The sequence below is a fragment of the Massilia frigida genome (genome assembly GCF_011682175.1).
GTDB classification, from domain to species: domain Bacteria; phylum Pseudomonadota; class Gammaproteobacteria; order Burkholderiales; family Burkholderiaceae_D; genus Telluria_A; species Telluria_A frigida.
The window spans coordinates 99698-121442 of sequence record NZ_WHJG01000008.1 but is presented as its reverse complement, the minus strand read 5'-3'; the positions used below and the strand labels follow the sequence as shown (position 1 = coordinate 121442).

The following is a 21745-nucleotide window of genomic DNA, read 5'->3' as shown; positions in this document are numbered from 1 at the left end:
CCCGGGGCCGCCGCCGGGGCGGGCGCGGGGGCGGGGGTGGGCGTCGGCGTCGGGGTTGGCGTCGGGGTTGGCGTTGGCGTCGGCGTCGGCGTTGGCGTCGGGGTTGGGGTTGGGGTTGGCGTTGGCGTCGTGCCGCCCGCATGCTGATAGGCGCCGATGTCGAAACCGGTCTCCGCCGTCCGTGGCTTGCCGTCGAGGTCAGTGGCGGGCGCGTCCGCCATCAGTGCCGCGCCGTTTGCCGGCGATGTGCCGGCCGGACGATAGTCGCCGCCGCCGCTGCGCACGTAGTTCACGAACTGGGGTTCGGCCGCCACCGTGGCGACCGGCTGCAAGCCGTTGTTCAGCATGAATGGCGTGCCGTTACGAAAAACCAGGTTGTTGCTGTAGCGATTGTTAACGCCGGTCGGGCCGACTTCCAGCACGCCATAACGCGTATTGTCGTAAAGAATATTGTTGCTGACACGTGTGTTGTCGTTCGGCACGCTGCCGTTGTAACCGCCATCACCGCTGACCACGATCCCCGTGCTGGCGTTAAACACGGTGTTGTTGACCACCACATTGCGGGTGGCGTCGTGCCACAAGCGAATGCCAGCTTCGCTGACCGCGTACACCAGGTTGTTATCCACCCGGCTGCTGGCCGTGTTGATGAAGATGCCGAAATAGCTGGCGCAGGCGGCCGGTCCGACGTCATGCACGACATTCGCACTGACATCGTTGGCGCTGCCCTTGTAATAGCTGTCCGAGCCGATGCCACCCCCACTGCCGGCGCAGGGGACCGTACGCGCGATGTGATGCACGTGATTGTTGCGCAGCGAGCTGTAGGAGCCGGCGGTGTACAGGCCGATCAGCCATTTGACGCCGGCCTGGGCGGCGCTGCCATCGACCTCGAAGCCGTCGATGTCGACATGGCTGCCGCGGTTGTCCCAGGCGAAGGTACTGGCGGAGTTGGCCGGCGGCACGATTTTGGCGCCCCATTTCACTTCGGACACATAGCGGATATGCGCTTCGGCGGTACCGCTGGCAGTGGTGCGAAAGCCCCCGGCGTAGGTGCCCGGAAGCACGCGAATGGTGACACCCGGCGTGGCCGCCTGGGCGGCGCGGGCGATGGTCTTGAACGGCGCGGCCTGGGTCCCCGCATTGGTGTCGGCGCCGCTGGGCGACACATACAGGTCGAGCGGCGCCAGGGTGCCGTTGTAGGTGACGGCGGCGAACTGCGGGGCCGGAGTCGCATTATTGCCGTTGTTGCTGGTGCTGCCGCCGCACGCGGTCAGCAGCACGGCGACGCCGCTGCACATGGTGGCGTTGAAGCGGAAATCAGACGCAAAACTGGATAGCTTGTTCATCAAAAGTTCCTCGTTCAATCAAGTAAATGAACAAGGTTTGATCTGCGTCAAATGTTTAGGTTCAGCGTTTACCCAAGTAAATTTACCTCCGTAATCAAATGATTAAAATCATTTTCCTGAAAGAAATTTCAACGCAAAAACGCGACACGCCCGGCATGGCATGTCGCATTTCTCGAAGGGAAAGATTTTTATGATGGGTGGACTGCGCCCGCCGCGCCAGTCACTATCCGCATGGCAAGTCGTTCAGCGCTCCAGCTGCGGCGCCTGGGTGTACTTGAATTGATATGCATAGCTGCCGACTCGCAAGGCCATGTCATTGAACAGCACGCCCTGCGGCGCGATGCCGGCATGGTTCAGGCGCTTGATCGATTCCGTGATCTCGCCCTCGGTCGTTACCCCGGCGCGCGCGAGGATGAACACGGCACCGGCGTGGGCGCCGATGATCAGCGCATCCGACACCGCCAGGATCGGCGGCGGATCGATCAGCACGATGTCGTACTGGCTGCTGACCACGTCGAGCAGATTGGCAAAATTCAAGTGCTGCAGGAATTCGGAGCGGTTCGGTGGCAGCGCGCCGGTGGGAATGAAGTCGAGGTTGTCCAGCACACCCCGATGTATCACCTGGTCCAGCGGCAGCGAGCCGGCAATCGCCTTGGTCAGCCCCTGCTCGCGGCTGACGCCAAAATAGCGGTGCAAGTGGCCATTGCGCAAATCGGCATCGATCAGCAGCACGCGCTTGCCGCTGGCCGCCATCACGGCAGCGAAATTAACCAACAGAAACGACTTGCCCAACTCCCTGCCCGGCCCGGCCAGCATCACGATATTGTTCCTGAGGGAAGGCATCGCATACGTCAGTGCCGCGCGGAAACTGCGCAAGCTCTCGATGGCGATATCTTCCGGCGCCTCTTGCGCCAGGATCGGCAGCACGGTGCCGCCACGGGCGCGGCGCAGCAGGCGCCCTTGAAGCGTACTGTGGGGAATGCTGGCATACACGATGCGCGCGCCCAGCATCGCTTCGATGCGCTGCGGATTGTCGATGCCGCCGAAGAAGGCCTTGCGCGCAAACGCCAGCATCACGCCCAGGAACATGCCGGTCACCACCGCCAGCGCCACGATCAGCGGCCGGTTCGGCTTGAGCGCGCGCTCCGGCGCCATCGGGGCATCGATCAGGCGCACATTGCTGACCCGGCCGACCGAAATCAGGCGCAGCTGCTGGGCCGTGTTCGACAGCGCCGTGTACAGGTCGGTATTGACCTTGATCTCACGCAGCAGGCGCGATTCGTCCTGCTCCAGCACCGGCAGGGTGCGAATACGCCGCGCCACTTCCGCGATCTCGGCATCGACTTCGCGCCGTTGCTGGGTGATCCCCAGCACCACCGGATGGTTTTCGGTAAAGCGCGTCAGCAACTCGGTCTTGCGCTGCTCCAGTTCGAGGCGCCGGGTCTGCGCCGCGGCGGCTTGTTGCAGGCTGATGCGCGCTTCCTCGCGCATGTCGATGCTGCCCTTGCTGTTGCGAAAACCGTTGTATTTTTCCTCGGACTCTTCCAGCTGGCGCTTGAGCGCCGGCAACTGCAAGTTCAGGAAAGCCAGCGACTTTTCGGCCTCCTCGGTCTTGCGCGCCAGGTTCTGGCGCATGTATTCGCGTCCGATTTCGGCCAGCAGGCTGTTGATGCGCTGCGCATCCGCTCCCTGCAAGCGCACTTCGATGATGCCCGACTGCTTGCCCTGCTCGGTAATGATCAGCGCCGTCTGGATGCGCTCGATCGCCGCCAGGCGCGAGCTGCGCATCAGGCGGAACTGGGCGCCCGGCTGCGCGCGCCGCCGGTCGACCCGCAATTCCAGGCTGGCGCCGCGGGCCGTGATCCTGAGCGTGGTGCCGACCATGCCTTCATAGACGGCCGCCAGCCCGCCGCCGGACAGGTGGTAGCGCCCGTTGCCGCGTGCGGTCACGGTGAATTCGCGGTTGTACCAGGCTTGCGGGACCTCGAACACCGACACCTCGGCCTTTTCCGGCCCCCACACGTAGCCGCCGCGCCCGAAGATACCGGGTTCGGACAACTCGTCCGACTTGCGGTTGGCAAACCAGAACCCGACCACCGGGAAATACTTGGGCCGCACGTCAATAAACAGCTGCAGGTTGTCGACCGCATGCGAAATCACCATGCGCGAGCGCAGCAGCTCCATTTCGGCGATGGCCGCCTTCTTGGTTTCAAACAGGGACGATACTTCGCTGAGAATATTCTTCGACGCGTTCGGACTTTCTTCCTCGACGTGGATCATCAGGTTCGCTTCGTACACCGGGCTGGCGACGAGCGCGTAGATCAGCGCCAGCAAGGTCACCAGCGCGCTGACGGCGCCGATCAGCCAGCGGCTGTCGTACAGGATATTGACATAGCCCTGCAAGTCGATGTCGTGCGGCTGCGCCTCGCATCCGGACGGCGGCGCGGCCGGCGGCAGGCCGGGCATCGGCAAGGTGCTGGGGGAAGATGAAAGCGGTTGAGCTTGGTCGGCATGGTTCATGGGAAGGTCCTTGAAGCGGGTTCAGGGGCGGCTGAGATTGACCACCTGCGTCAGCGCGCCCGGGAACAGCATGCTCACGCTGCGGTACCAGTTGGCCAGCGGCGAGGCAGCCACGTAGATCAGGTCGCGCGGTTCGAGCTCGAAGGCTTCCGCCATCGCCAGCGCCCCTGCGCGGCGCGCGTCGAGCTGGTAGACGCGGGTGCCGTCGAGCGCCCTGCGGATCACATACACCTGGCGCGCATCGCCGCTGACCGGGCTGATGCCGCCGGACTCGCCCAGTGCCTCGTTCAGGGTCAGGCGGCCATCGTGCATGGTCAGCGCCTTGGGCGTGACCACCTCGCCCGACACGAACACCTTGCTCTCGTCGCGCGAGTGGACCCGCACCACGTCGCCGGGCCCCAGCAGGATGCTGCCCGGATTGATGCCGCGCGCCACCAAACCGCGCAGGCCGACCTGGTAGCGGGCGTCACCCCGCTCCAGCACGATGCGGCTCTGGTCGGCGCTGGGCAGCATGCCGCCGGCGCGGTTGAGCGCCTCCAGCAGGGTCATGGGAATATCGTTAATCGACTGCAAGCCAGGCAAACGCACCTCGCCATCGACGTACACGCGCTTGCTGCGGTACGATTGCACGCGCAAGGTCACCAGCGGATTGGCGATGTAGCGCGCCAGCCGTTTGGTCAGCAGCGTGCGCGCCTCGTCCTCGGTCAAACCGGCCAGCGTGAGCGGGCCGGCGAAGGGGAACTGGACCCGCCCCTCATGGTCGACCACGAAGCCGGCCGCCGGCGCGCTCGGCGCCTGGGCGTCGGCCGCCGTGGCCGAGGCCGCCACGCCCTGGCCCGCCAGTTCCGGATGGTCCCACACCACGATCGACAAAATGTCGCCGCGCCCGATCGCGTAGGGCGGCGGATCGCGCACGATCAGGTGGGCCAGGCTGTCGCTGCTGCGCCGCGCGCGCAAGGCTTTTTCGGCGTCGATCAGTTCGGTGGTGATCAGCTGGGTCGGCGGCACCGGCTCGCTGGCGATGCCCGAACGGGGGTCGCCCCAGCGCGCGTCGCCGCCGATGCGAACGCCGGCGCAGCCGGCCAGGTTGGCCAGCAAGAGCAGCGCCGCCAGCGTCTTGAGTGAGTTTGTGTGAGTTTTCATGGTGCTTGTCAAGATCAACATTGTCCAGTTCAGAGTAAGTGAGCGCACCCGGCCCGGTCTTGCTGCACATCAAACCCCGTCTGTAAGCATTTTTTTACAGCAGTGGCGACAGGAAAAATCGTTTTCTGGCAAGCTCATGGCTAAAATGCGACCGCCTTTCTCTCCGTGCAAACAGAACCATGTCTCCAGACTTGCCCCCGCTTGACCCCAGCCTGTCCGCAGCCGCCGAATTGGCGGCCATCCGCCAGGCGGCCGACGAACTGCGCGCCAGCGAGGCGCGCTACCGCTCGCTGGTGCAGGCCAGCAGCACCATCATGTGGCTGGCCTCGGCGGCCGGCCAGCTCGAAGGCGAGCAGCCCAGCTGGAGCATATTTACCGGGCAGTCGGGCGCGCAGCTCGGCGGCTGGGGCTGGCTCGACGCCATCCATCCCGACGACCGCGAGCGTACGGCGGCCGCCTGGCGCGCCGCGCTGGCCGCCAGCAGCATGTACCAGATCGAACACCGCCTGCGCCGCGCCGACGGCCATTACCGCTACATGAGTGCGCGCGCGGTGCCGATTTTCGACGCCGCCGGCGCCATCACCGAGTGGATCGGCATCCATATCGACATCGACCAGCGCAAACGGGTCGAAGAGCGCCTGCGCCTGCTCGACGCCATGAGCCAGGCCACCCGCAACGCGGACGATCCCAAGACCATCATGGAGGTCACCACGCGCCTGCTCGGCCAGCACCTCGACGTCACGCGCTGTCCCTACGCCGACGTCGAAGCCGACAACGACCGCTTCACCATCCGCCACGACTGGACCGCGCCCGGCGCCATGAGCACCGTCGGGGTCTATTCGCTCGACCTGTTCGGCGCGCGCGCCGCCAGCGACATGCGCGAAGGCCGCACCCTGCGCATCTGCGACGTCGACCGCGAACTCGATGCAGCCGGCGGCGCCGCCATGTTCAACGCCATCGATTGCCGTGCCATCATCTGCTGCCCGCTGGTCAAGGAAGGCAAGCTGGTGGCCATGATGGCGGTGCACCAGGACCGTCCGCGCCAGTGGACCGATGCCGACGTGGCGCTGGTCGAACAGACCGTCGAACGCTCCTGGGCCCACATCGAACGGGTGCGCGCCACCGAGGCGCTGCGCGAGGCCGACCGCCGCAAGACCGAGTTCCTGGCCATCCTCGCGCACGAACTGCGCAATCCGCTCGCTCCCATCCGCAACGGCCTGCAAGTGATGCGCATGGCCGAACATGACCAGGCCACCGTGGCGCGCGTGCGCGACATGATGGAGCGCCAAGTCACGCAGATGGTCACCCTGGTCAACGACCTGCTCGACATCGCCCGCATCACGCGCGGCAACCTGGAACTCAAGCCGGTGCGGGTCGAACTGCGCGAGCTGATATCGAGCGCGGTCGAAACCTCGATGCCGCTGGTCGACGCCAACCGCCACGCGCTGACGGTGGACGTGGCGCCCGAGTCGCTCATGCTCGACGCCGACCCGACCCGCATCGCCCAGGTGATCGGCAATGTGCTCAATAACGCCGCCAAGTACACGCCGGCCGGCGGGCGCATCACATTGCTGGGCTGGCGCGACGGCGCGCAGGCGGTGCTGTCGGTGCGCGATACCGGCATCGGCATCCCACCCGAATCGGCGCTGACGGTATTCGAGATGTTTTCGCAGGTGGGCGCCTCGCTCGACCGCGCCCAGGGCGGACTTGGAATCGGGCTGTCGCTGGCGCGCCGGCTGGTGGAGCTCCACGGCGGCACCATCGACCTGGTACGCGACGAGACGGTCAGCGGTAGCCGCTTCGACATCCGCCTGCCGCTCGCGCCCGAGGTGGCGGCGCAGGCGCCCAGCGCCGGCCAGGGCGCCGACCCGCGCGGCAGCGGCTTGCGCGTGCTGGTGGTCGACGATAATCATGATGCCGCCGACATGCTCTCGGAGCTGATGGATATCATCGGCCACACCAGCCGCGTGGCCAACGACGGCATGCGCGCGCTGGCGCTGGCCGAACAGTTCCGGCCCGAGGTGGTCTTCCTCGATATCGGCATGCCCGGCATGAACGGCTATGAAACGGCGCAGCGCCTGCGCGCGATGACGCACCTGGAACCGCTGGTGCTGGTGGCGCTGACCGGCTGGGGCGACGACAACGACCGCGCGCGCAGCAAGGCGGCCGGGTTCGACCATCACCTGATCAAACCGGCCAACCTGGAGGCGGTGGAACGTTTGCTGGCCGGCCTGGCAGCCAGCCGCAAAGGCTAGCGCAGTTCTTCCATCAGCTTGAGCGACTCGTCGAAACGCCACACGCGGCGGATATCGATCACATCGTAGCGCGAGGCGATATTCGGCGGGAACGGCGAGTAGCGCGCGTTGACGCGCACGATGCGCTGCACCGCGTCGTCCATGTCCGCGCGCCCGCTCGAACGCAGGATCGTCACGTCCTGCACGCTGCCGTCGCTGCGCACCGCCACGTTGACCAGCGCATCGGTGTGTTCGACGTCGGCCCACGAGCGCGGATAGTTCACGCTGCCATTGCGCTCGATCTTCTGGCGCCAGCTTTCCACGTACATGCGCAGCGGCACATCGCGTTCGGCCGCGCCGACGGCGACCCGGCGCTCGTCGCGCATCGGCGGTGGCGGCGTGCCGGAAAGGATGTCGAGGCCCTTGACCATCTCGCGCGCGCGGTTCGACAGGTCGCTGCCCAGCAGGTTCTTGGGGACCATGATCTTGCCGCCCGCGCCACTGCCCGCGCCCGCCGCCGTGCCGCCGGGAGGCGTGATGGCGGCCTGGCTGCCGCTGCCTTCGCGCCCGCGTTCCAGCGCAGCCTGCCGGGCCGCCTGGGCGGCTTGTGCGGCTTGCTTCTGCGCAGCCTGCTCGGCGGCCTGTTTCTGGGCGGCTTGCTCCGCCAGTTTTTGGGCAGCCTGCTGTTCGGCCAGTTTCTGCGCGGCCTGTTGCTCCGCGAGCTTCTGCGCCGCTTGCTGCTCCGCCAGTTTTTGGGCTGCCAATTGCTCCGCGAGTTTTTGTGCAGCTTGCTGTTCCGCCAGTTTCTGCGCCAGCTGTTGCTGATCGGCGTTCTGCCGTTCCGCCTTCAGCTGGTCGGCGCGCAGCTGATCGGCCTTTTCAAGCGCCAGTTTCTGCTGGGCGGCCACCTGTTCCGCCTTCTGCTGTTCGGCTTTGAGCGCGGATGCGCGCTCGCGCGCGGCATCGGCCTCGGCCTGCACCTGCTGCGCCAGTCGCGCTTGCGTTTCCTGCTCCTGGGAAGCCTCGGCCGCCGCCTGTTCCTGCCGCTGGCGTGCCTGCAGCTCGGCCAGCTTGCGCTCCTTCTCTTCCTCGTCCAGCTTGCGTTGCGCCGCCTGCCGCGCGGCTTTCTCCTCTTTGCGCAGGGTATCGGCCAGCTGGGCCGCGCGCGCCGCCTCTGCAACATCGGCCGCACTGGTCGCCTCGGTGCCATCGTCGGTGCCGTGCTGGGCTTCCTTGAGATCGATGGTTTTCTGCTGCGCCTCTTCCGGGCGCGGCATCGGCACCGAGAACTCATTCACGATCGCATCTTGCGCGATCACGCGGGTATCCATCGCCAGCGCGTCGCTGGCCGGCAATGGCGGGCTGATGCGTTTAGCCTTGCGCGGCTTATCCTTCTTGACAGCCAGGCGCGGCGTGACGGGAGCGGGAACGGGTGCCGGCGCGGGCACGGGATCGACCAGGCGCATGCCGCTGGCCGGCGCCGGCGGCGTCGCGCCCGCCGGAAGCGGCAATGGCGCAACTTCCACGACAGGCGCCGACGGCGTCGGCGCGGGCACGGGATCGATCGCGGCGTCAAGCAGGCGCACCTCGATCGGCGTGGCCGAACCGGGCAAGCCGAGCGCGGGAATGCCGAACTGGAGCGACAAGATCACGCCGTGCACCAGCAGCGAAACGAGCACGGCGCCGAGCAGGCGGCGCGTGCCCTGCTCGCGCGGCGGGCGGCGCCGCCCTACCGCGCCAGGACGCATGCGACCATATCGTTACGCCAAATCGCCGCTGATGCCATACCTGCCCCTGCCCAAAATTCGTTAATAGCCCCCGAATTCTAAGCGAAAAGCCCATTTCGCTGAGGAATAAACTTGCGTCCCGTGCACCCCCGGCTCAGGCGGCCAGCGCCGCGTCGCTCACCAGACCCGCTTGCGGCTGGTCGAGGAAGTAGCCTTGTGCGTACAGTGGCAAACCGTGAATGTCGGCAGCCGCGGCAACCGCCGGCGCCGTCTCGACCCGCTTGAAAATCAGCCTGACCCCGGCCGCCTGCGCCGCATCCACCAGCGGTTCGAGCGAGACGCCGCCCGACAGGTAGCGCGCGTCGAGCTTGATCGCATGGGGCCGCTGCTCCGACACCATTGCCAGCGCCTGCGCCAGCGAGGCCGCGTTGAGCGCCAGCCGGAAGCCGTTGCGCCGGTAATTGTCGGCCACGTAATTGAGCAGCCACCCTTGCTGCGGCGTGGTGGTGGGCAGTTGCAGCACGATGCGGCCGAGTGGCAGGTCGAGGGCGTCGAGAATGCGCTTGAAGGCATGCCCATGGTTGCTGCTGACCGCGCTGAGCAGCCGGTCGTGCACGTTCAGGTACAGGTCGCTCTGCCCGGCCTCGTCCTGGCGGAAGAAATTGATCGCGTGCAGCATGCGGCACAGCCGGTCGAGCTCGATCGACTCGTCGTCGCTGGCCGCATGGTCGAGCAGTTTCCATAGCGACAGCCCGGCATCGCCCGCCGAGGCACTGCGCGCCAATCCCTCGTAGGCCACGATGCGGCTGCTGCCAAGCGCGCGGATCGGCTGGAAAGCGCTGGTGATGGTGCAGTTGAAATACTTGCCCTGGGCGCGGCCCGCCGAGTCCAGCCAGACGCTGCTGGCCGGACGGTCCGGATCGGACAAATGGGCCAGGTAAGTGTTCAAGGTAGGGAAAGGCATTGCATGTCTCGCTATTGGTATAAAGCGGAAAGTCTAGCCCCGCCCCTTGCGCCGGCGAAGGAATCGTTTCGCCAATCGATATGCGGACGGCGTATATCGCCCCAAGTTCTTATGCGCAAAATGCATCTATCGAAACGCGAAAATAGTCGTTTGCAGATGCGCCCGGCAAGGCTACGCTGGGGGCGACAGATGCAGAAAGGAAGCGATGCCCATGTGTGAATTACTCGGAATGAACAGCAGCAAGCCAGCGGCGCTGAACTTCAGCTTCGCCGGTTTCAGCGAGCGCGGCGGGCGCACCGGCGAGCACCGCGACGGCTGGGGCATCGCCTTCCACGAACCGTCCGGCTGCCGCCTGATCGTCGACCACCGCCCGTCCATCGATTCGCCGCTGGCGCACGCCCTCAAGCACAATCCGGTCAAGGCCAGGAATGTGGTGGCGCATATCCGCAAGGCGACCCAGGGCGAAGTGGCGCCGCAAAACAGCCATCCCTTCACCCGCGTGCTGTGGGGCACGACCTGGTCGTTCGCCCACAACGGCAACCTGAGCAGCTTCCGCCCGGCGCCCGACCCGCATTTTGTCCCGGCCGGCGAAACCGACAGCGAGCGCGCCTTTTGCTACCTGCTGGCCGGCCTGCGGCGCCGCTTTCCGGTGCAGCCGCCCTCGCGCGCAGCCTTGTTTACAGCGGTGCAGACGATGGCGGCGCTGATCGCCCGTCACGGCAGCTTCAATGTCATCCTGTCGAACGGCGACTTCTTGCTGGCGCACTGCTCGACCCAGCTGCATTACGTGGTGCGCGCCTACCCCTTCGCCAGCGCCAGCCTGGTCGATTGCGACCTGCAGATCGATTTTCGCCAGCATAACCACTTGGACGACCAGATCGGCGTGATCGCCACCCTGCCCCTGACCACCGGCGAGCAGTGGCAGCGCTTCGAGCCGGGCGAACTGAAACTGTTTGCCGGCGGCGCACCGCAAGCGGTCCACCCCGGACCCGGCAGCGACAGCGGCAGCAAACCGCTGCGCCTGCTCATGAGTTACTGATTCACCCTCCCCCACCAACCTGAAGGAACAGCATGGCTATCTCGGAAATCAATGTACGCAACCAGTTCAGGGGCAAGATCAAGGAAATCATCGCCGGCCCGGTGGTGTCGGAAGTCGACGTCGAAACGGCGCATGGCATCGTCACCTCGGTCATCACCAGCCGTTCCATCCAGGACCTGGACCTGAAAGTCGGCAGCGAAGTCATCGCCCTGGTCAAATCGACGGAGGTATCGATCGCCAAGATTCAGTAGGCCGCCCCCGTCCGCCACGCCAAGGTATGATGGCGGCATGAAGATTGGCTTCCTGCTGCTGTCATCCCTGTTTTCCTGTGCCATGGCGCTGCCCGCGCGCGGTGCCGAGCTGGTGTTCGGCGTCTCGACCGGCAGCGCCATGCCCATGACCCGCTTCCAGCACGACGAGCTGACCGGCGGCTTGCTCAAGGATGTGGGCGACGCCCTGGCGCGCGAACTGAACGTGCGCCCGCGCTACCTGACCCTGCCGCGCAAGCGGGTCGAAGTCGCGCTGGCCAGCGGCACGGTGGACCTGCTGTGCGACCTGCGTCCCGAATGGCTCGACAGCAAGCGCTGGCAATGGTCGGACACCGTCTTTTCCAACAAGCAGATCATTGTCGTCCGCATTGACACCGCGCCCCTGTCCGTCCTGCGCGAACTGGCCGGCAAGCGCACCGGCACCATCACCGGCTACCGCTATCCCCCGCTGGAACACGAACTGGGACCGCAATTCGTGCGCGACGACACCACCAGCGACGACCTGAACCTGCGCAAGCTGCTGCGCCGCCGCTTCGATTACATGCTCACCAATTCCCTGTATTACGATTATCAGCGGCGCGCCCATCCCGAGCGTGCGCGCCTGAGCCGCGCAGCCCTGGTGGTCGAACCGTTTGACACCTATTGCGCGCTGCCGCCCGGCGGCAAGCTGACTTTGGCGCAAGTAAACCGCGCCCTTATGGCGCTGCGCAAGAATGGCAGGATGCAAGCCATTCTGGAGAGCTATCAGCCCGCCAACTGAGCCGTTCAGGCCGCTTGTGCGGGATCAAAGCCGCGCACCCGACCGCATTTAGTATGAGCTGACGTCCACCACGCGCAGGCCAGCCATGCCTTCCCTTTCTCCGAGCGTCCCGTCGGCCGCTGTCGACAGCCTGCATTTCCGCCAGGCCCTGTCGCAGTTCGCCACCGGCGTGACCATCGTCACCGCCGCGCTGGCGGACGGCCGCTTGGTTGGCGTGACCATCAATTCCTTCAGCTCGGTCTCGCTCGACCCGCCGCTGGTGTTGTGGAGCCTGGCCCACACGGCCAGCAGCATGGCCGCGTTCCAGGCGGCCGCCGGCTACGTCATCAACGTGCTGGCCGACAACCAGGCCGAGCTGGCGCAACGCTTTGCCCGCCCAGGCGAGGACCGCTTCGACACGGTCGATTTCACGCTCTCGCCGCAAGGCGTGCCGGTGCTGGCCGGCACTGTGGCGACATTCGAATGCCGGCCGCGCAGCCGCTATGCCGAGGGCGACCATGTGATTTTCGTCGGCGCGGTCGAGCGCTGCCAGTTCCATCCGCACCGGCCGCTCGGGTTTCACCGCGGCCGGTTTATCGCTATCAGCTGACCGGGTGCCGCCATGAGCCATAACCTGCTGACCTTCGTCAACCACGCCTGCTTCCACCTCGCCAACGACAACACCGTGCTGCTGGCCGATCCCTGGGTCGAGGGGCCGGTCTTCAACAATGGCTGGAGCCTGCTCGACACCAGCACCTCCAACGCGGCGTTGATCCGCGACCTGGCCGCGCTCAAGCGCAACACCTTCATCTGGTTCTCGCACGAGCATCCCGATCATTTTTCGGTACCCTTCGTCAAGCGGCTGCGGCGCGACTTCCCCGGCAAGCTCACCATGCTGTTCCAGCACACCAAGGACAAGCGCGTGCTCAATTTCTTGCGCAATAACGGCTTCGATGTCATCGAATGCCTGCCCGGCGCGCCGGTCGCACTCGACAGCAAGATGCGCATCACCGTGTTTCCCCACGCCGACGGCGATTCGTACTGCCTGATCAATTCGGACGGACGGCACCTGCTCAACCTGAATGACTGCGCCCTGGGCAGCGCCGCCCAGTGCGCCGCCGTCAAGGCCAGCATCGCGCTGCTGTGCGAACGGGTGGACGTCCTGATGACCCAGTTCGGCTACGCCAACTGGGTCGGCAATCCTTTCCAGGCCGAGCTGCGCTGTGCCGCCGCGGCCGAAAAGCTGCACCGCATCAAGCTTCAGATCGCGGCTTTCACGCCGAAAATCACGGTGCCCTTCGCTTCCTTCGTCGCCTTTTCCCACATCGACAATTGCTACATGAACGACCACCAGAACACGCCGCGCCGCGTGGCGCAGTGGGCGCGGCTGTCGCGCGCCACCGATGCGGTGCGCTTCCTGCAACCGGGCGATACCATCGCGCTGGGGGTGGACACGGCCGAAAGCCTGGCCTGGGCCAGCGATGCCGCCGTCGAGCACTGGGAACGCCTGCTGGCGGTGCCGTGCGACTTGCTACCGTCCGAGCCGCCCGCCACGGCGGCCCAGGTGCGCGCCGCCGCCGAGCAATACCGCAAGGGCGCCATCGCCAACCTGCTGGGGCTGCCCTGCCTGCTCGAACTGGCTGGACTGATCAAGCCGCTAGTGATCCGCATTCCCGACATCGCCATGACCATCCGCGTGTCGTATCTGCGCGGCTGCGCCGAACTGCACGACGACGAGTTCGCGGACATCTCGATGACCTCGCCCAGCGCGGTGTTCCTGTTCGCCAACGAATACGGCTTCAACACGACCCACGTCAACGGCCGCTTCCGCGCCAGCGACTGTGGCGCCGTGCAGCGTTTCAGCCGCTTTTTCATGCCCCAGAACCTGGGCCGCCAGGGCTATGGCGTGCAGCATCCGCTGGCCACCCTGCGCTACCTGGGCGCCAGCCTGATCAGCCGGTTGCTGCGCCGCCTGGGGGCCATGCAGCGGCACATGGCGAAGTAAGCCACAACACCGTAAATACTTCTTCGCAGCAAGTTCGGCCCATGGTACATTTTCTCCAGCAGCTACCCATTCCGGGTAACGGTAAAACAGGGAGATGACCATGAAAGCCATGATGAGGGCCGTTCTTGCCGGCGCCGCGTTCGCGACGTCCTTTGCTGCGCAGGCGGCCGACACCAGCGCCGATGCGGTCGCCATGGTGAATAAGGGCGTGGTCTTCCTGCAAAAGAATGGCAAGGACGCGCTGCTCACCGCCATCAACAGCAAGAGTCCCGAGTTCGTCAACGAGACGACCTACCTGACCATGCGCGCCCTCGACGGTACCCAGCTGGCGCACCCGACCAATCCCAAGCTGGTGGGCAAGAACATGGTGGTGCTGCCTGATGCCGACGGCAAGCTGTTCCGCAAGGACATTATCGACCAGGCAAAAAAGAGCGGCAAGGGCTGGGTTGATTACCGTTATAACAATCCGACCAGCGGGCAGATCGAGAAGAAATCGACGTATTTCGTCAAGAGCGGCGATGTCATCCTCGAGGCCGGGATCTACAAAGGCAAGTAAAGCCGGGCGAACACGCTTGCCGCCGGCCCTGTCTCATGGGATTGAACTTGCAGCTGGGCGCGATGATCTACCGACGTTTGCCGGGAACACCCCGAAACACGCTGGCCACGTTCTCCGAAGCGAACTCGAACCGGTTCACCGTGGGGACCAACAGTCTCGATCGCAGGGAGAATGCCATGGGCCTGATGGACAACGAGCCACAGCGGGTGCGCTATCAAAACGGTGTCGCAGTGCCCAGCAATTGGGCATGGGTGATCACGGATGTCCCAGCGCTGTCAGCGCCAAGCTGCCGATCCCAGGCGACGTTGCTGGCTATCAGGCCGTTCAGGGCGTACCGGACAAATCCACGCCGCCTACCAGCGTGACCGCCACGGCGCTTGCAGCGCCATCGACCACGCTGTAGACCTTGCCGACATTGCTGGCGTCATAGACAACGAACAAGTGCTTGGTTGCGGTGGTTCCGTCCGTGTACTGGGTGTTTTCCGCAGCTTGGGCGATACACAGTGAGATACCAATGCCGCCAGCTTGCGCATCATGATGCCGAATTTGGCTTAACTAAAACGCACTCATGGCACAGGCTGGGTACGCACGCTTTTCGACGTGGTAAACATTTGCTAAATTAGTCGCAAATACATCACCTTACCTGACGCGACGAGCGCGTGCTGCGCCGCCCACCAGCAGCGAGCCTGCCACAAGCATGGCGTAAGTCGATGGCTCTGGAACCGCTGAGGTAATCGACAGGGTAGTCTGCGGCGTCCAAACATAACTCGCCCCGCTCGGCGTGCCCAAGGTGTATGTTTTGAAATCCGCACTCGCGCCGGTTTCGTACACGGTGGACCAGAAAACATAGCCCTCCGGATCGTTGCTATAGCGGCTTACATTGAAATCGAGCTGGCCGTTCGGGGTGTAGCTGAAGGTATAGTCCGAACCGCACTTTCCCCATGAGCAGCCGACGTAGTCGAAGCCGCCGACCTGGAGCAAGCTCAGTTCGGAAAACACCAGCTTGCCATCGCCATTGCTGTCGGTACCGCTGAACGTGCCCTTGATGTTGGCGGCGGGATCCCACTTCGTGGTGTCGCCCTGCCAGCTAATGGTGGTGACATCAAAGCCCGTATAGACGAATGACCAAGTGTTTTGCTCGGCGTGTGCGCTGCACAGTGGCGACAATAGGGCCGCTAATGCGGCTAGCTTGCGAATCATGATGCTTCCTTCATGTTAGTGGATAGGTGATGATGGTACAGGGTTTACCTGTACTTTTCGATACCAGTAATTATTTGTTAAATTTGTCGTTAATTCAATACAGCTGGGCTGGTACAGAAAGCAGATTTCATCCTGTTCACTTACCACGGGCCAGAAATACGCCGCTTTCATCTTGCCCGCGCCGGCACGGCCGGCCTTGATCGACGTTTCGTCCCTTGCGATCACGCGCGAGCGCCGCACCGATTCCACCTGGGCGGCGAAGATCGGTTCGACCAGCGATACGCCTGCTGGCGGCCGGGCGCGAGCAGGCGCGCCGCGATCCGGCCCTGCAGGCGGCGCGCACGGCGCTCAAGCGCTACCAGTCCGCTCTCTTCAGGGTTTGAGCTTGCAGCTTGTCCATGCAAGAACCGGGTATATTGAACTGTACGGCAACTGTCCATGTCCTTGGACGCCCATATTGATTATTTTGGCATGAGCACCTTGCGCGATTGGTCAGACCACTTTAAAATGGCCTGACCAAAAGATGTGCAGGCCTCCATGCTCAAGAACGTCACACTCGCTCCCGACAGCTCCCCCGCGCACGAACCGCGGCTGTACCGCATTGTCGCCGGCCGCATCGAGGAACTGATCCGCGACGAAGCGATCGGCGCCGACCAACGCTTGCCGTCCGAACGCGAGATGGCGACCCGCTTGGCGGTCAGCCGCGCCTCGCTGCGCGAAGCCCTCATTGCCCTGGAACTGCGCGGCGTGGTCGACGTACGCGGCGGCTCCGGCGTGTATGTCAGCCGCCTGCAGCCGCCCTCCGCCGAGATCGACGAAGGCGGCCCCGGGCCGTTCGAAGTGCTGGCCGCGCGCCGCCTGGTCGAAGCCGAGGTGTGCGCCAGCGCCGCCCGCATGGCCAGCGACAGCGCCATCGACGCCATCCGCCGCGCCGTGCTCGACATGGAACGCGAGCACGACAATTACAGCAGCAACGAGCAGCTCGACCGCAACTTCCACCTGGCCATCGCCCGCGCCACCGGCAACAGCGCCATGGTCGGCGCCGTCGACCACCTGTGGAAACAGCGCGGGCGCCTGTGGCACAAGCTCAAAGAACATTTCCAGACCGAAGAACTGCGCCAGGCGACCTTGCTGGACCACCGCCGCATCCTCGATGCCATCGTGGCACGCGATCCGGCCGGCGCGCACGCCGCCATGCGCGCCCACCTGGAACGGGTCACGCGCACCTTTTCGCGAGGATAAAGACACAGCGACCTTTTGAACAGTGGACAGCAGGCGCGCAGAACGCCGCACCACAAGGCAAGGCAAACGTTATTGACCACGTCGACCCCGGCTCACGCCTTCGTCGCCGCGGCACAGGATACGCGAGGTGTCCTGACCAGCTTCCGCGCCGCGGCCGGGAGCTTTTGATGACAAACAATAATCCGCAGGAGACCGTCTCACATGAACAAGCAAACCAGCTCGACCCATTCGAAACTCGTATTGTCGTCCATTACCCTTGCGGTGCTGACGATGATGAACCAGGCCGCGGCCCAACAGCTTGAGTCCGGCATGCAGCGCGTCGAAGTGACCGGGTCGAGCATCAAGCGCCTGGCGACCGAGATGGCGCTGCCGGTATCGACCATCAAGGCCGATGAATTCACCAAGCGCGGCATGACCAGCCTGGCCGACGTCATGATGGCGCTGCCGCAATCGAACTCGCTGGCCCCGTCCAACGCCGGCTCCGGCACCAACATCAACCTGCGCGGCCTGGGCGTGAACCGCACCCTGGTGCTGCTCAACGGGCGCCGCCTGGCCAATGAAGCGATCGCCGACGGCTACGCCAACCTCGACGTCATCCCGATGAGCTCCCTGCTGCGCGTGGAAATCCTGCGCGACGGCGCTTCCTCGATTTACGGCTCGGACGCCATCGGCGGCGTGGTCAACTTCATCACCAAGAGCAGCGTCGAAGGCGGCAGCATCACCGCCCAGTACGTGCAGCCTGAAAAATCCGGCGGCGGCGACGAGCAGCGCCTGTCGGCCACCTTCGGCAAGGGCAAGCTGGCCAGCGACGGCTGGAATCTCTACGCCACCATCGATGGCCGCCAGCGCAGCCGCCTGGCCGCGCGCGACCGCGCCGACCTGAGCTCGAACGAACTGCTGGCCAGCATCGGGCGCGCCCCGACCCTGGCCAGCGGCGGCTACGCATCCCCGGCCAACTTCACCACCCCCAGCAACAAGACCGCAGCCAACCCGTACTACAAGACCGGCTGCCAGGCCCCCTACTCGATCCAGGGCGCCAAGAACACCTGCATCATCGACAACAACGAGTACGGCACCGCCCTGCACGAAACCAGGCAGCTGACCTTTTACGCACGCGGTACCAAGCAGATCTCGGACGACCATACCCTGAGCCTGGACTACATGCGCGGCGAGTCGACCATCATTTCGGCGCGCAATCCGACCCAAAGCGTGACCGCCAAGGGCATGCCCGCGCGCGTGCCGGCCGGCAGCAAATGGTATCCGGGCGGCGCCGGCGGCGTGCCCGCCATGGCCGGCCTGAAAGGCGAACCGCTGACGGTGACCTGGAGCGTGGCCGACCTCGGCCTGGCCAGCAACAAGGACGTGCAGCTGAACCAGCGCCTGGCGCTGGTCGATGAAGGCAAGATCGGCGAGTGGGATTACAAGACCGGCCTGGTGTACGGCCACAGCGGACGCAAGAACTACTACAACACCGGCTACGTGAGCGGTCCCGGCTTGAACAACGGCCTGGCCAGCGGCGTGCTCAACCCGTTCAGCCTGCAGGACGAAGCCGGCAAAGGCTACCTGCGCGACATCTCGGTCGACGGCCAGTTGAACCGCGATTCGACCAGTACCTTCGCCGGTGTCGATGCCACCGCCAGCCGCACGCTGATGCAACTGCCGGGCGGCTCGCTGGCAATGGCGGTCGGTATCGACATCCACCGCGACACCACCGAAGACACGCGCCTGCCGATCACCAATGAAGTGAGCTACGCCAACGCCTCGTCCTCGCACGGCGAAGGCGCGCGCAACGTCTCGGCCCTGTACGCCGAGCTCGATATCCCGATCAGCAAGCAATTGACGGTCAACCTGGCCGCGCGCGACGATTATTTCAGCGACTTCGGCAACACCTTCAACCCGAAAGCGAGCTTCCGCTACGAGCCGTCGAAAACCCTGATGTTGCGCGGCTCGGCCAACACCGGCTTCCGCGCGCCGACCCTGTTCGACCGCTACGGCTACCGCCTGCCGGGCGCGAACGGCAACACCGCCGCCAAATGGGATGATCCAACCCTGTGCCCTGGCGGCAAACCGGGCGTGGCCGGCAGCGGCACCGCCGTGGCGGGCAGCGTGGCCTCGGAAGTGTGCAACGTGGCCCTGCCCAAGCAGACCGGCAGCAACGACCAGCTGACCCCGGAAACCTCGCGCGGCTGGACCCTGGGCATGGTGGTCGAACCAGTCAAGAACCTGACCCTGTCCTTCGACTACTGGAACATCCGCATGAAGGACATGCTGGCCAACCTGCCCGAGCAAGCCTACTTCCAGGACCCGGCCAAGTACAAGGACCTGTTCGTGCGCAATCCGGACGGCACCCTGGCCTACATCAAGAACGTGACAATGAACCTGGGCGGCCAGAAAACCGCCGGCATCGACCTGACCGCCACCTACGCGCTGCCGCGCATGGACATCGGCGAGTTCAACTTCCAGCTCGACGGCACCTACCTGACCCAGTTCGAAAACCAGCTGGAAAAAGACAGCCCGTACGTGTCGAACGTGGGCCGCTTCGGCTTGGCCAGCAACGGCACCACCAGCAACTTCCCGATCATCACCTACCGCTGGAAGCACACGCTGAAAATGAACTGGAAGCGCGGCGACTGGAGTTCGCAGCTGACCCAGAACTACAACTCCCACTACGACGACCAGAACCTGGTGGCGGCCGAATACCAGCGCGAGATCAAGCCCTACTCGGTGTGGAACCTGACCGGCACCTACAGCGGCTTCAAGAACATCAGCATCGTGGCCGGGGTCACCAATATGTTCGATGAAAATCCGCCGGTCACCAACCACAGCGGCTACACCTTCGGGTACCTGAGCAGCGCAGCCAGCCCGATCGGCCGCTCATACAATCTGCGCATGACGTACAACTTCTGACCAGGAAGGCATTTTCATGAACAAGCATCCGATTGACACCCGGCGCCGCGCCCTCCTGAGCGGCGCCGGGGCCGCCGGCCTGGCCCTGGGCGGCGGCATCGCCCTGCCCGCCCTGGCCAACGACCAGCCGTCCGACCCGTGGCAAAAGGCGCAAGCCATCGCCGCCAGCTTCAAGACGCCGCTGCTATTTCGCAAGCAAGACTTCCCGATCACCGCGCACGGCGCCAAGCCGTGCAAGGTGAGCAGCGTGAAAGGCTACACCGGCCACCACGAGACCGGCATGGTGGCCACGCCGGCCGCCGGCGCGCACGACTGCTATCCGGCCATTCGCGCGGCGATTGCCGCCTGCGCCAAGGCGGGCGGCGGACGGGTGGTGATTCCCGCCGGCGCCTGGCTGTGCAAAGGCCCGATCGTGCTGCGCTCGAACGTGCACGTGCATTTGAAATCCGGCGCGCACGTCTTCTTCAGCAACGACCCGGACGATTTCGCCAGGTACGGCGAGGTCGACTGCGGCCCGAACGGCAAGCTGACCCTGTCGCGCTGGCAGAGCAACGATTGCCTGAACTATTCACCGCTCGTGTACGCGCACAAGCAAAACAATATCGCCCTCACCGGCGAAGACTGGACCAGCATTCTCGACGGCCAGGGCGGCGTGCCCCTGAATGGCGGCGACTGCTGGTGGGACTGGAAGAGCAAGCGCAGCGGAGCCAGCGCGCCGCATTCGCAAGTGGCGGTCAACCCGGCCAACCCGGCCAGCATCCTGGCCGTGGCGGCCGACCTGGGCGCCGCCCAGGTCAGGCTGATCGAAGGCGACAGCAGCCGCTGGCGCAGCGATGAAGCCTACCTGCCATCGCTGTCGGAAGCGGGCGTGCCGGTCGGCAAGCGCGTGTTCGGGCGCGGCCACTACCTGCGCCCGTGCATGATCGAATTCATCGATTGCGCCAGGGTGCTGCTCAAGGGCTACCAGGTCAACCAGGCGCCGTTCTGGCTGCACCACCCGGTGGCCTGCCGCGACCTGGAAATCCGCCAGGTCCACATGGACAGCATGGGCCCGAACAGCGACGGTTTCGATCCGGAAGCGTGCGACAACGTGCTGGTCGAAGACTGTACCTTCAATACCGGCGACGATTGCATCGCGATCAAGGCCGGCAAGAACCTGGATACGCAATACGGTCCCACCCAGAACGTGCTGATCCAGAAATGCATCATGAACAGCGGCCACGGCGGCGTGACCCTGGGCAGCGAAATGTCGGGCGGCATCGAGCATGTGTACGCGCAGGATATCGAATTCCGCAACGTGAACTGGGCCACCAGCCCGCTCGCCACGGCCATCCGCATGAAGACGAACATGAACCGGGGCGGCTTCCTCAAGCATTTTTACGTGCGCAACGTGAGCATGCCGAATGGGGTGCAGACCACGCCGCAGTTCTACAATCCCCTGCCCGGTTCGCCCATCGCCCCAAAAACGGTGTCGTCCTCGGCTGGCGCGGTGATCACCATCGATTGCGATTACATGCCCACCGCCGACAACGTGCGCACGCGCCCGCCGGTGGTGTCGGACGTGCACATTTCCAACGTCAAGGTCGGCAATGTGAAGTCTGCGGCCGGCACGTTCTCGTGCTACCAGGCCATCATGCTGCTCGGCCCGGTCGCCTTCGATTACAACGGCAACGACCCGTCGCTGATCGTGCCGATTACCGGCGTCACCATCACCGACTGCGACTTCGGCACCCCCGCCAACGCCGGGAATCCCTGGTTCGCCTACAACGTGAAGTCGGCAAAACTGAGCAACGTGACCATCGGCGGCAAGGTGTACAACACCACCGTGACGGCGTGAGCAATTCTGTTTTTTGATGA

The 21745-nt window shown here is 64.9% G+C and carries 16 protein-coding genes and 1 pseudogene; 10 read left to right on the top strand and 7 right to left on the bottom strand.

The window, feature by feature from the left end; translation table 11 throughout:
* Positions 1-338: 338 nt before the first annotated feature.
* The 3 genes and pseudogenes from F2P44_RS10620 to F2P44_RS10610 all read right to left on the bottom strand — a co-directional run.
* Positions 339-1295 (bottom strand): annotated as a pseudogene (locus F2P44_RS10620) (right-handed parallel beta-helix repeat-containing protein); the annotation flags it as partial.
* Positions 1296-1586: 291 nt separating this feature from the next.
* Positions 1587-3863, bottom strand: a complete 2277-nt coding sequence (locus F2P44_RS10615; protein ID WP_167086676.1) for a polysaccharide biosynthesis tyrosine autokinase — start codon at positions 3861-3863, stop codon at positions 1587-1589.
* 21 nt (positions 3864-3884) lie between these two features.
* Entirely contained in the window at positions 3885-5006 is a 1122-nt protein-coding gene (locus F2P44_RS10610) for a polysaccharide biosynthesis/export family protein (RefSeq protein WP_167086675.1), read from the bottom strand.
* A 179-nt stretch (positions 5007-5185) separates the two neighbouring features.
* Between F2P44_RS10610 and F2P44_RS10605 the strand changes: the two genes are divergently transcribed.
* Positions 5186-7261, top strand: a complete 2076-nt coding sequence (locus tag F2P44_RS10605) for a hybrid sensor histidine kinase/response regulator (RefSeq protein ID WP_167086674.1) — start codon at positions 5186-5188, stop codon at positions 7259-7261.
* On the opposite strand, the gene F2P44_RS10600 is transcribed toward F2P44_RS10605, so the two are convergent.
* Entirely contained in the window at positions 7258-8988 is a 1731-nt protein-coding gene (locus F2P44_RS10600) for a TonB family protein (RefSeq protein WP_167086673.1), read from the bottom strand. The two genes, F2P44_RS10605 and F2P44_RS10600, sit on opposite strands and share 4 nt — an antisense overlap.
* A 133-nt stretch (positions 8989-9121) precedes the next feature.
* Positions 9122-9931: an EAL domain-containing protein gene (locus F2P44_RS10595; protein ID WP_167086672.1), complete on the bottom strand. Its 810-nt coding sequence runs from the start codon at positions 9929-9931 to the stop codon at positions 9122-9124.
* 211 nt (positions 9932-10142) lie between these two features.
* Here F2P44_RS10595 and F2P44_RS10590 point away from each other — a divergent pair, with 211 nt between their 5' ends.
* The 6 genes from F2P44_RS10590 to F2P44_RS10565 all read left to right on the top strand — a co-directional run bounded on the left by F2P44_RS10590 (position 10143) and on the right by F2P44_RS10565 (position 14539).
* Positions 10143-10970: a class II glutamine amidotransferase gene (locus F2P44_RS10590; RefSeq protein WP_167086671.1), complete on the top strand. Its 828-nt coding sequence runs from the start codon at positions 10143-10145 to the stop codon at positions 10968-10970.
* A gap of 32 nt (positions 10971-11002) precedes the next feature.
* Positions 11003-11221 carry a TOBE domain-containing protein gene (locus tag F2P44_RS10585; RefSeq protein ID WP_054267531.1) on the top strand — a complete coding sequence of 73 codons (219 nt, stop codon included), beginning with the start codon at positions 11003-11005 and terminating at the stop codon, positions 11219-11221.
* A 37-nt stretch (positions 11222-11258) separates the two neighbouring features.
* A complete protein-coding gene (locus tag F2P44_RS10580) occupies positions 11259-11999 on the top strand; it encodes a substrate-binding periplasmic protein (RefSeq protein ID WP_167086670.1) in 741 nt (246 codons plus the stop codon).
* An 85-nt stretch (positions 12000-12084) separates the two neighbouring features.
* Positions 12085-12588 carry a flavin reductase family protein gene (locus F2P44_RS10575; RefSeq protein WP_167086669.1) on the top strand — a complete coding sequence of 168 codons (504 nt, stop codon included), beginning with the start codon at positions 12085-12087 and terminating at the stop codon, positions 12586-12588.
* Positions 12589-12600: 12 nt separating this feature from the next.
* A complete protein-coding gene (locus F2P44_RS10570; RefSeq protein WP_167086668.1) occupies positions 12601-13983 on the top strand; it encodes an MBL fold metallo-hydrolase in 1383 nt (460 codons plus the stop codon).
* Positions 13984-14083: 100 nt separating this feature from the next.
* The gene (locus F2P44_RS10565) at positions 14084-14539 is read left to right on the top strand and encodes a cache domain-containing protein (RefSeq protein WP_167086667.1); all 456 of its coding nucleotides are present in this window, start codon (positions 14084-14086) and stop codon (positions 14537-14539) included.
* 639 nt (positions 14540-15178) lie between these two features.
* Here F2P44_RS10565 and F2P44_RS10560 read toward each other — a convergent pair.
* Both F2P44_RS10560 and F2P44_RS35435 read right to left on the bottom strand, forming a co-directional pair.
* On the bottom strand, positions 15179-15739 hold the full coding sequence (locus F2P44_RS10560) for a PEP-CTERM sorting domain-containing protein (RefSeq protein ID WP_167086666.1): 561 nt from the start codon (positions 15737-15739) through the stop codon (positions 15179-15181).
* A 15-nt stretch (positions 15740-15754) separates the two neighbouring features.
* Positions 15755-16003, bottom strand: coding sequence for an IS66 family transposase (locus F2P44_RS35435; RefSeq protein WP_502572631.1), 249 nt, complete (start codon positions 16001-16003; stop codon positions 15755-15757).
* 273 nt (positions 16004-16276) lie between these two features.
* On the opposite strand from F2P44_RS35435, the gene F2P44_RS10550 reads away from it, so the two are divergent.
* From F2P44_RS10550 to F2P44_RS10540, 3 genes are all read left to right on the top strand, one after another.
* On the top strand, positions 16277-16981 hold the full coding sequence (locus tag F2P44_RS10550; protein WP_167086664.1) for a FadR/GntR family transcriptional regulator: 705 nt from the start codon (positions 16277-16279) through the stop codon (positions 16979-16981).
* 201 nt (positions 16982-17182) lie between these two features.
* Complete coding sequence (locus F2P44_RS10545) at positions 17183-19888, top strand: TonB-dependent receptor (RefSeq protein ID WP_167086663.1); 2706 nt, start codon at positions 17183-17185, stop codon at positions 19886-19888.
* A 16-nt stretch (positions 19889-19904) separates the two neighbouring features.
* Positions 19905-21725: a glycoside hydrolase family 28 protein gene (locus tag F2P44_RS10540; RefSeq protein WP_167086662.1), complete on the top strand. Its 1821-nt coding sequence runs from the start codon at positions 19905-19907 to the stop codon at positions 21723-21725.
* Positions 21726-21745: the final 20 nt, after the last annotated feature.

Coding starts and splice junctions, on each gene's coding strand:
- F2P44_RS10605 (WP_167086674.1), top strand. CDS start 5,186: ATGTCTCCAGACTTGCCCCCGCTTGACCCCAGCCTGTCCGCAGCCGCC.
- F2P44_RS10565 (WP_167086667.1), top strand. CDS start 14,084: ATGAAAGCCATGATGAGGGCCGTTCTTGCCGGCGCCGCGTTCGCGACG.
- F2P44_RS10600 (WP_167086673.1), bottom strand. CDS start 8,988: ATGCGTCCTGGCGCGGTAGGGCGGCGCCGCCCGCCGCGCGAGCAGGGC.
- F2P44_RS10550 (WP_167086664.1), top strand. CDS start 16,277: ATGCTCAAGAACGTCACACTCGCTCCCGACAGCTCCCCCGCGCACGAA.
- F2P44_RS10585 (WP_054267531.1), top strand. CDS start 11,003: ATGGCTATCTCGGAAATCAATGTACGCAACCAGTTCAGGGGCAAGATC.
- F2P44_RS10545 (WP_167086663.1), top strand. CDS start 17,183: ATGAACAAGCAAACCAGCTCGACCCATTCGAAACTCGTATTGTCGTCC.
- F2P44_RS10610 (WP_167086675.1), bottom strand. CDS start 5,006: ATGAAAACTCACACAAACTCACTCAAGACGCTGGCGGCGCTGCTCTTG.
- F2P44_RS10590 (WP_167086671.1), top strand. CDS start 10,143: ATGTGTGAATTACTCGGAATGAACAGCAGCAAGCCAGCGGCGCTGAAC.
- F2P44_RS10615 (WP_167086676.1), bottom strand. CDS start 3,863: ATGAACCATGCCGACCAAGCTCAACCGCTTTCATCTTCCCCCAGCACC.
- F2P44_RS10540 (WP_167086662.1), top strand. CDS start 19,905: ATGAACAAGCATCCGATTGACACCCGGCGCCGCGCCCTCCTGAGCGGC.
- F2P44_RS10595 (WP_167086672.1), bottom strand. CDS start 9,931: ATGCCTTTCCCTACCTTGAACACTTACCTGGCCCATTTGTCCGATCCG.
- F2P44_RS10580 (WP_167086670.1), top strand. CDS start 11,259: ATGAAGATTGGCTTCCTGCTGCTGTCATCCCTGTTTTCCTGTGCCATG.
- F2P44_RS10570 (WP_167086668.1), top strand. CDS start 12,601: ATGAGCCATAACCTGCTGACCTTCGTCAACCACGCCTGCTTCCACCTC.
- F2P44_RS10575 (WP_167086669.1), top strand. CDS start 12,085: ATGCCTTCCCTTTCTCCGAGCGTCCCGTCGGCCGCTGTCGACAGCCTG.
- F2P44_RS10560 (WP_167086666.1), bottom strand. CDS start 15,739: ATGATTCGCAAGCTAGCCGCATTAGCGGCCCTATTGTCGCCACTGTGC.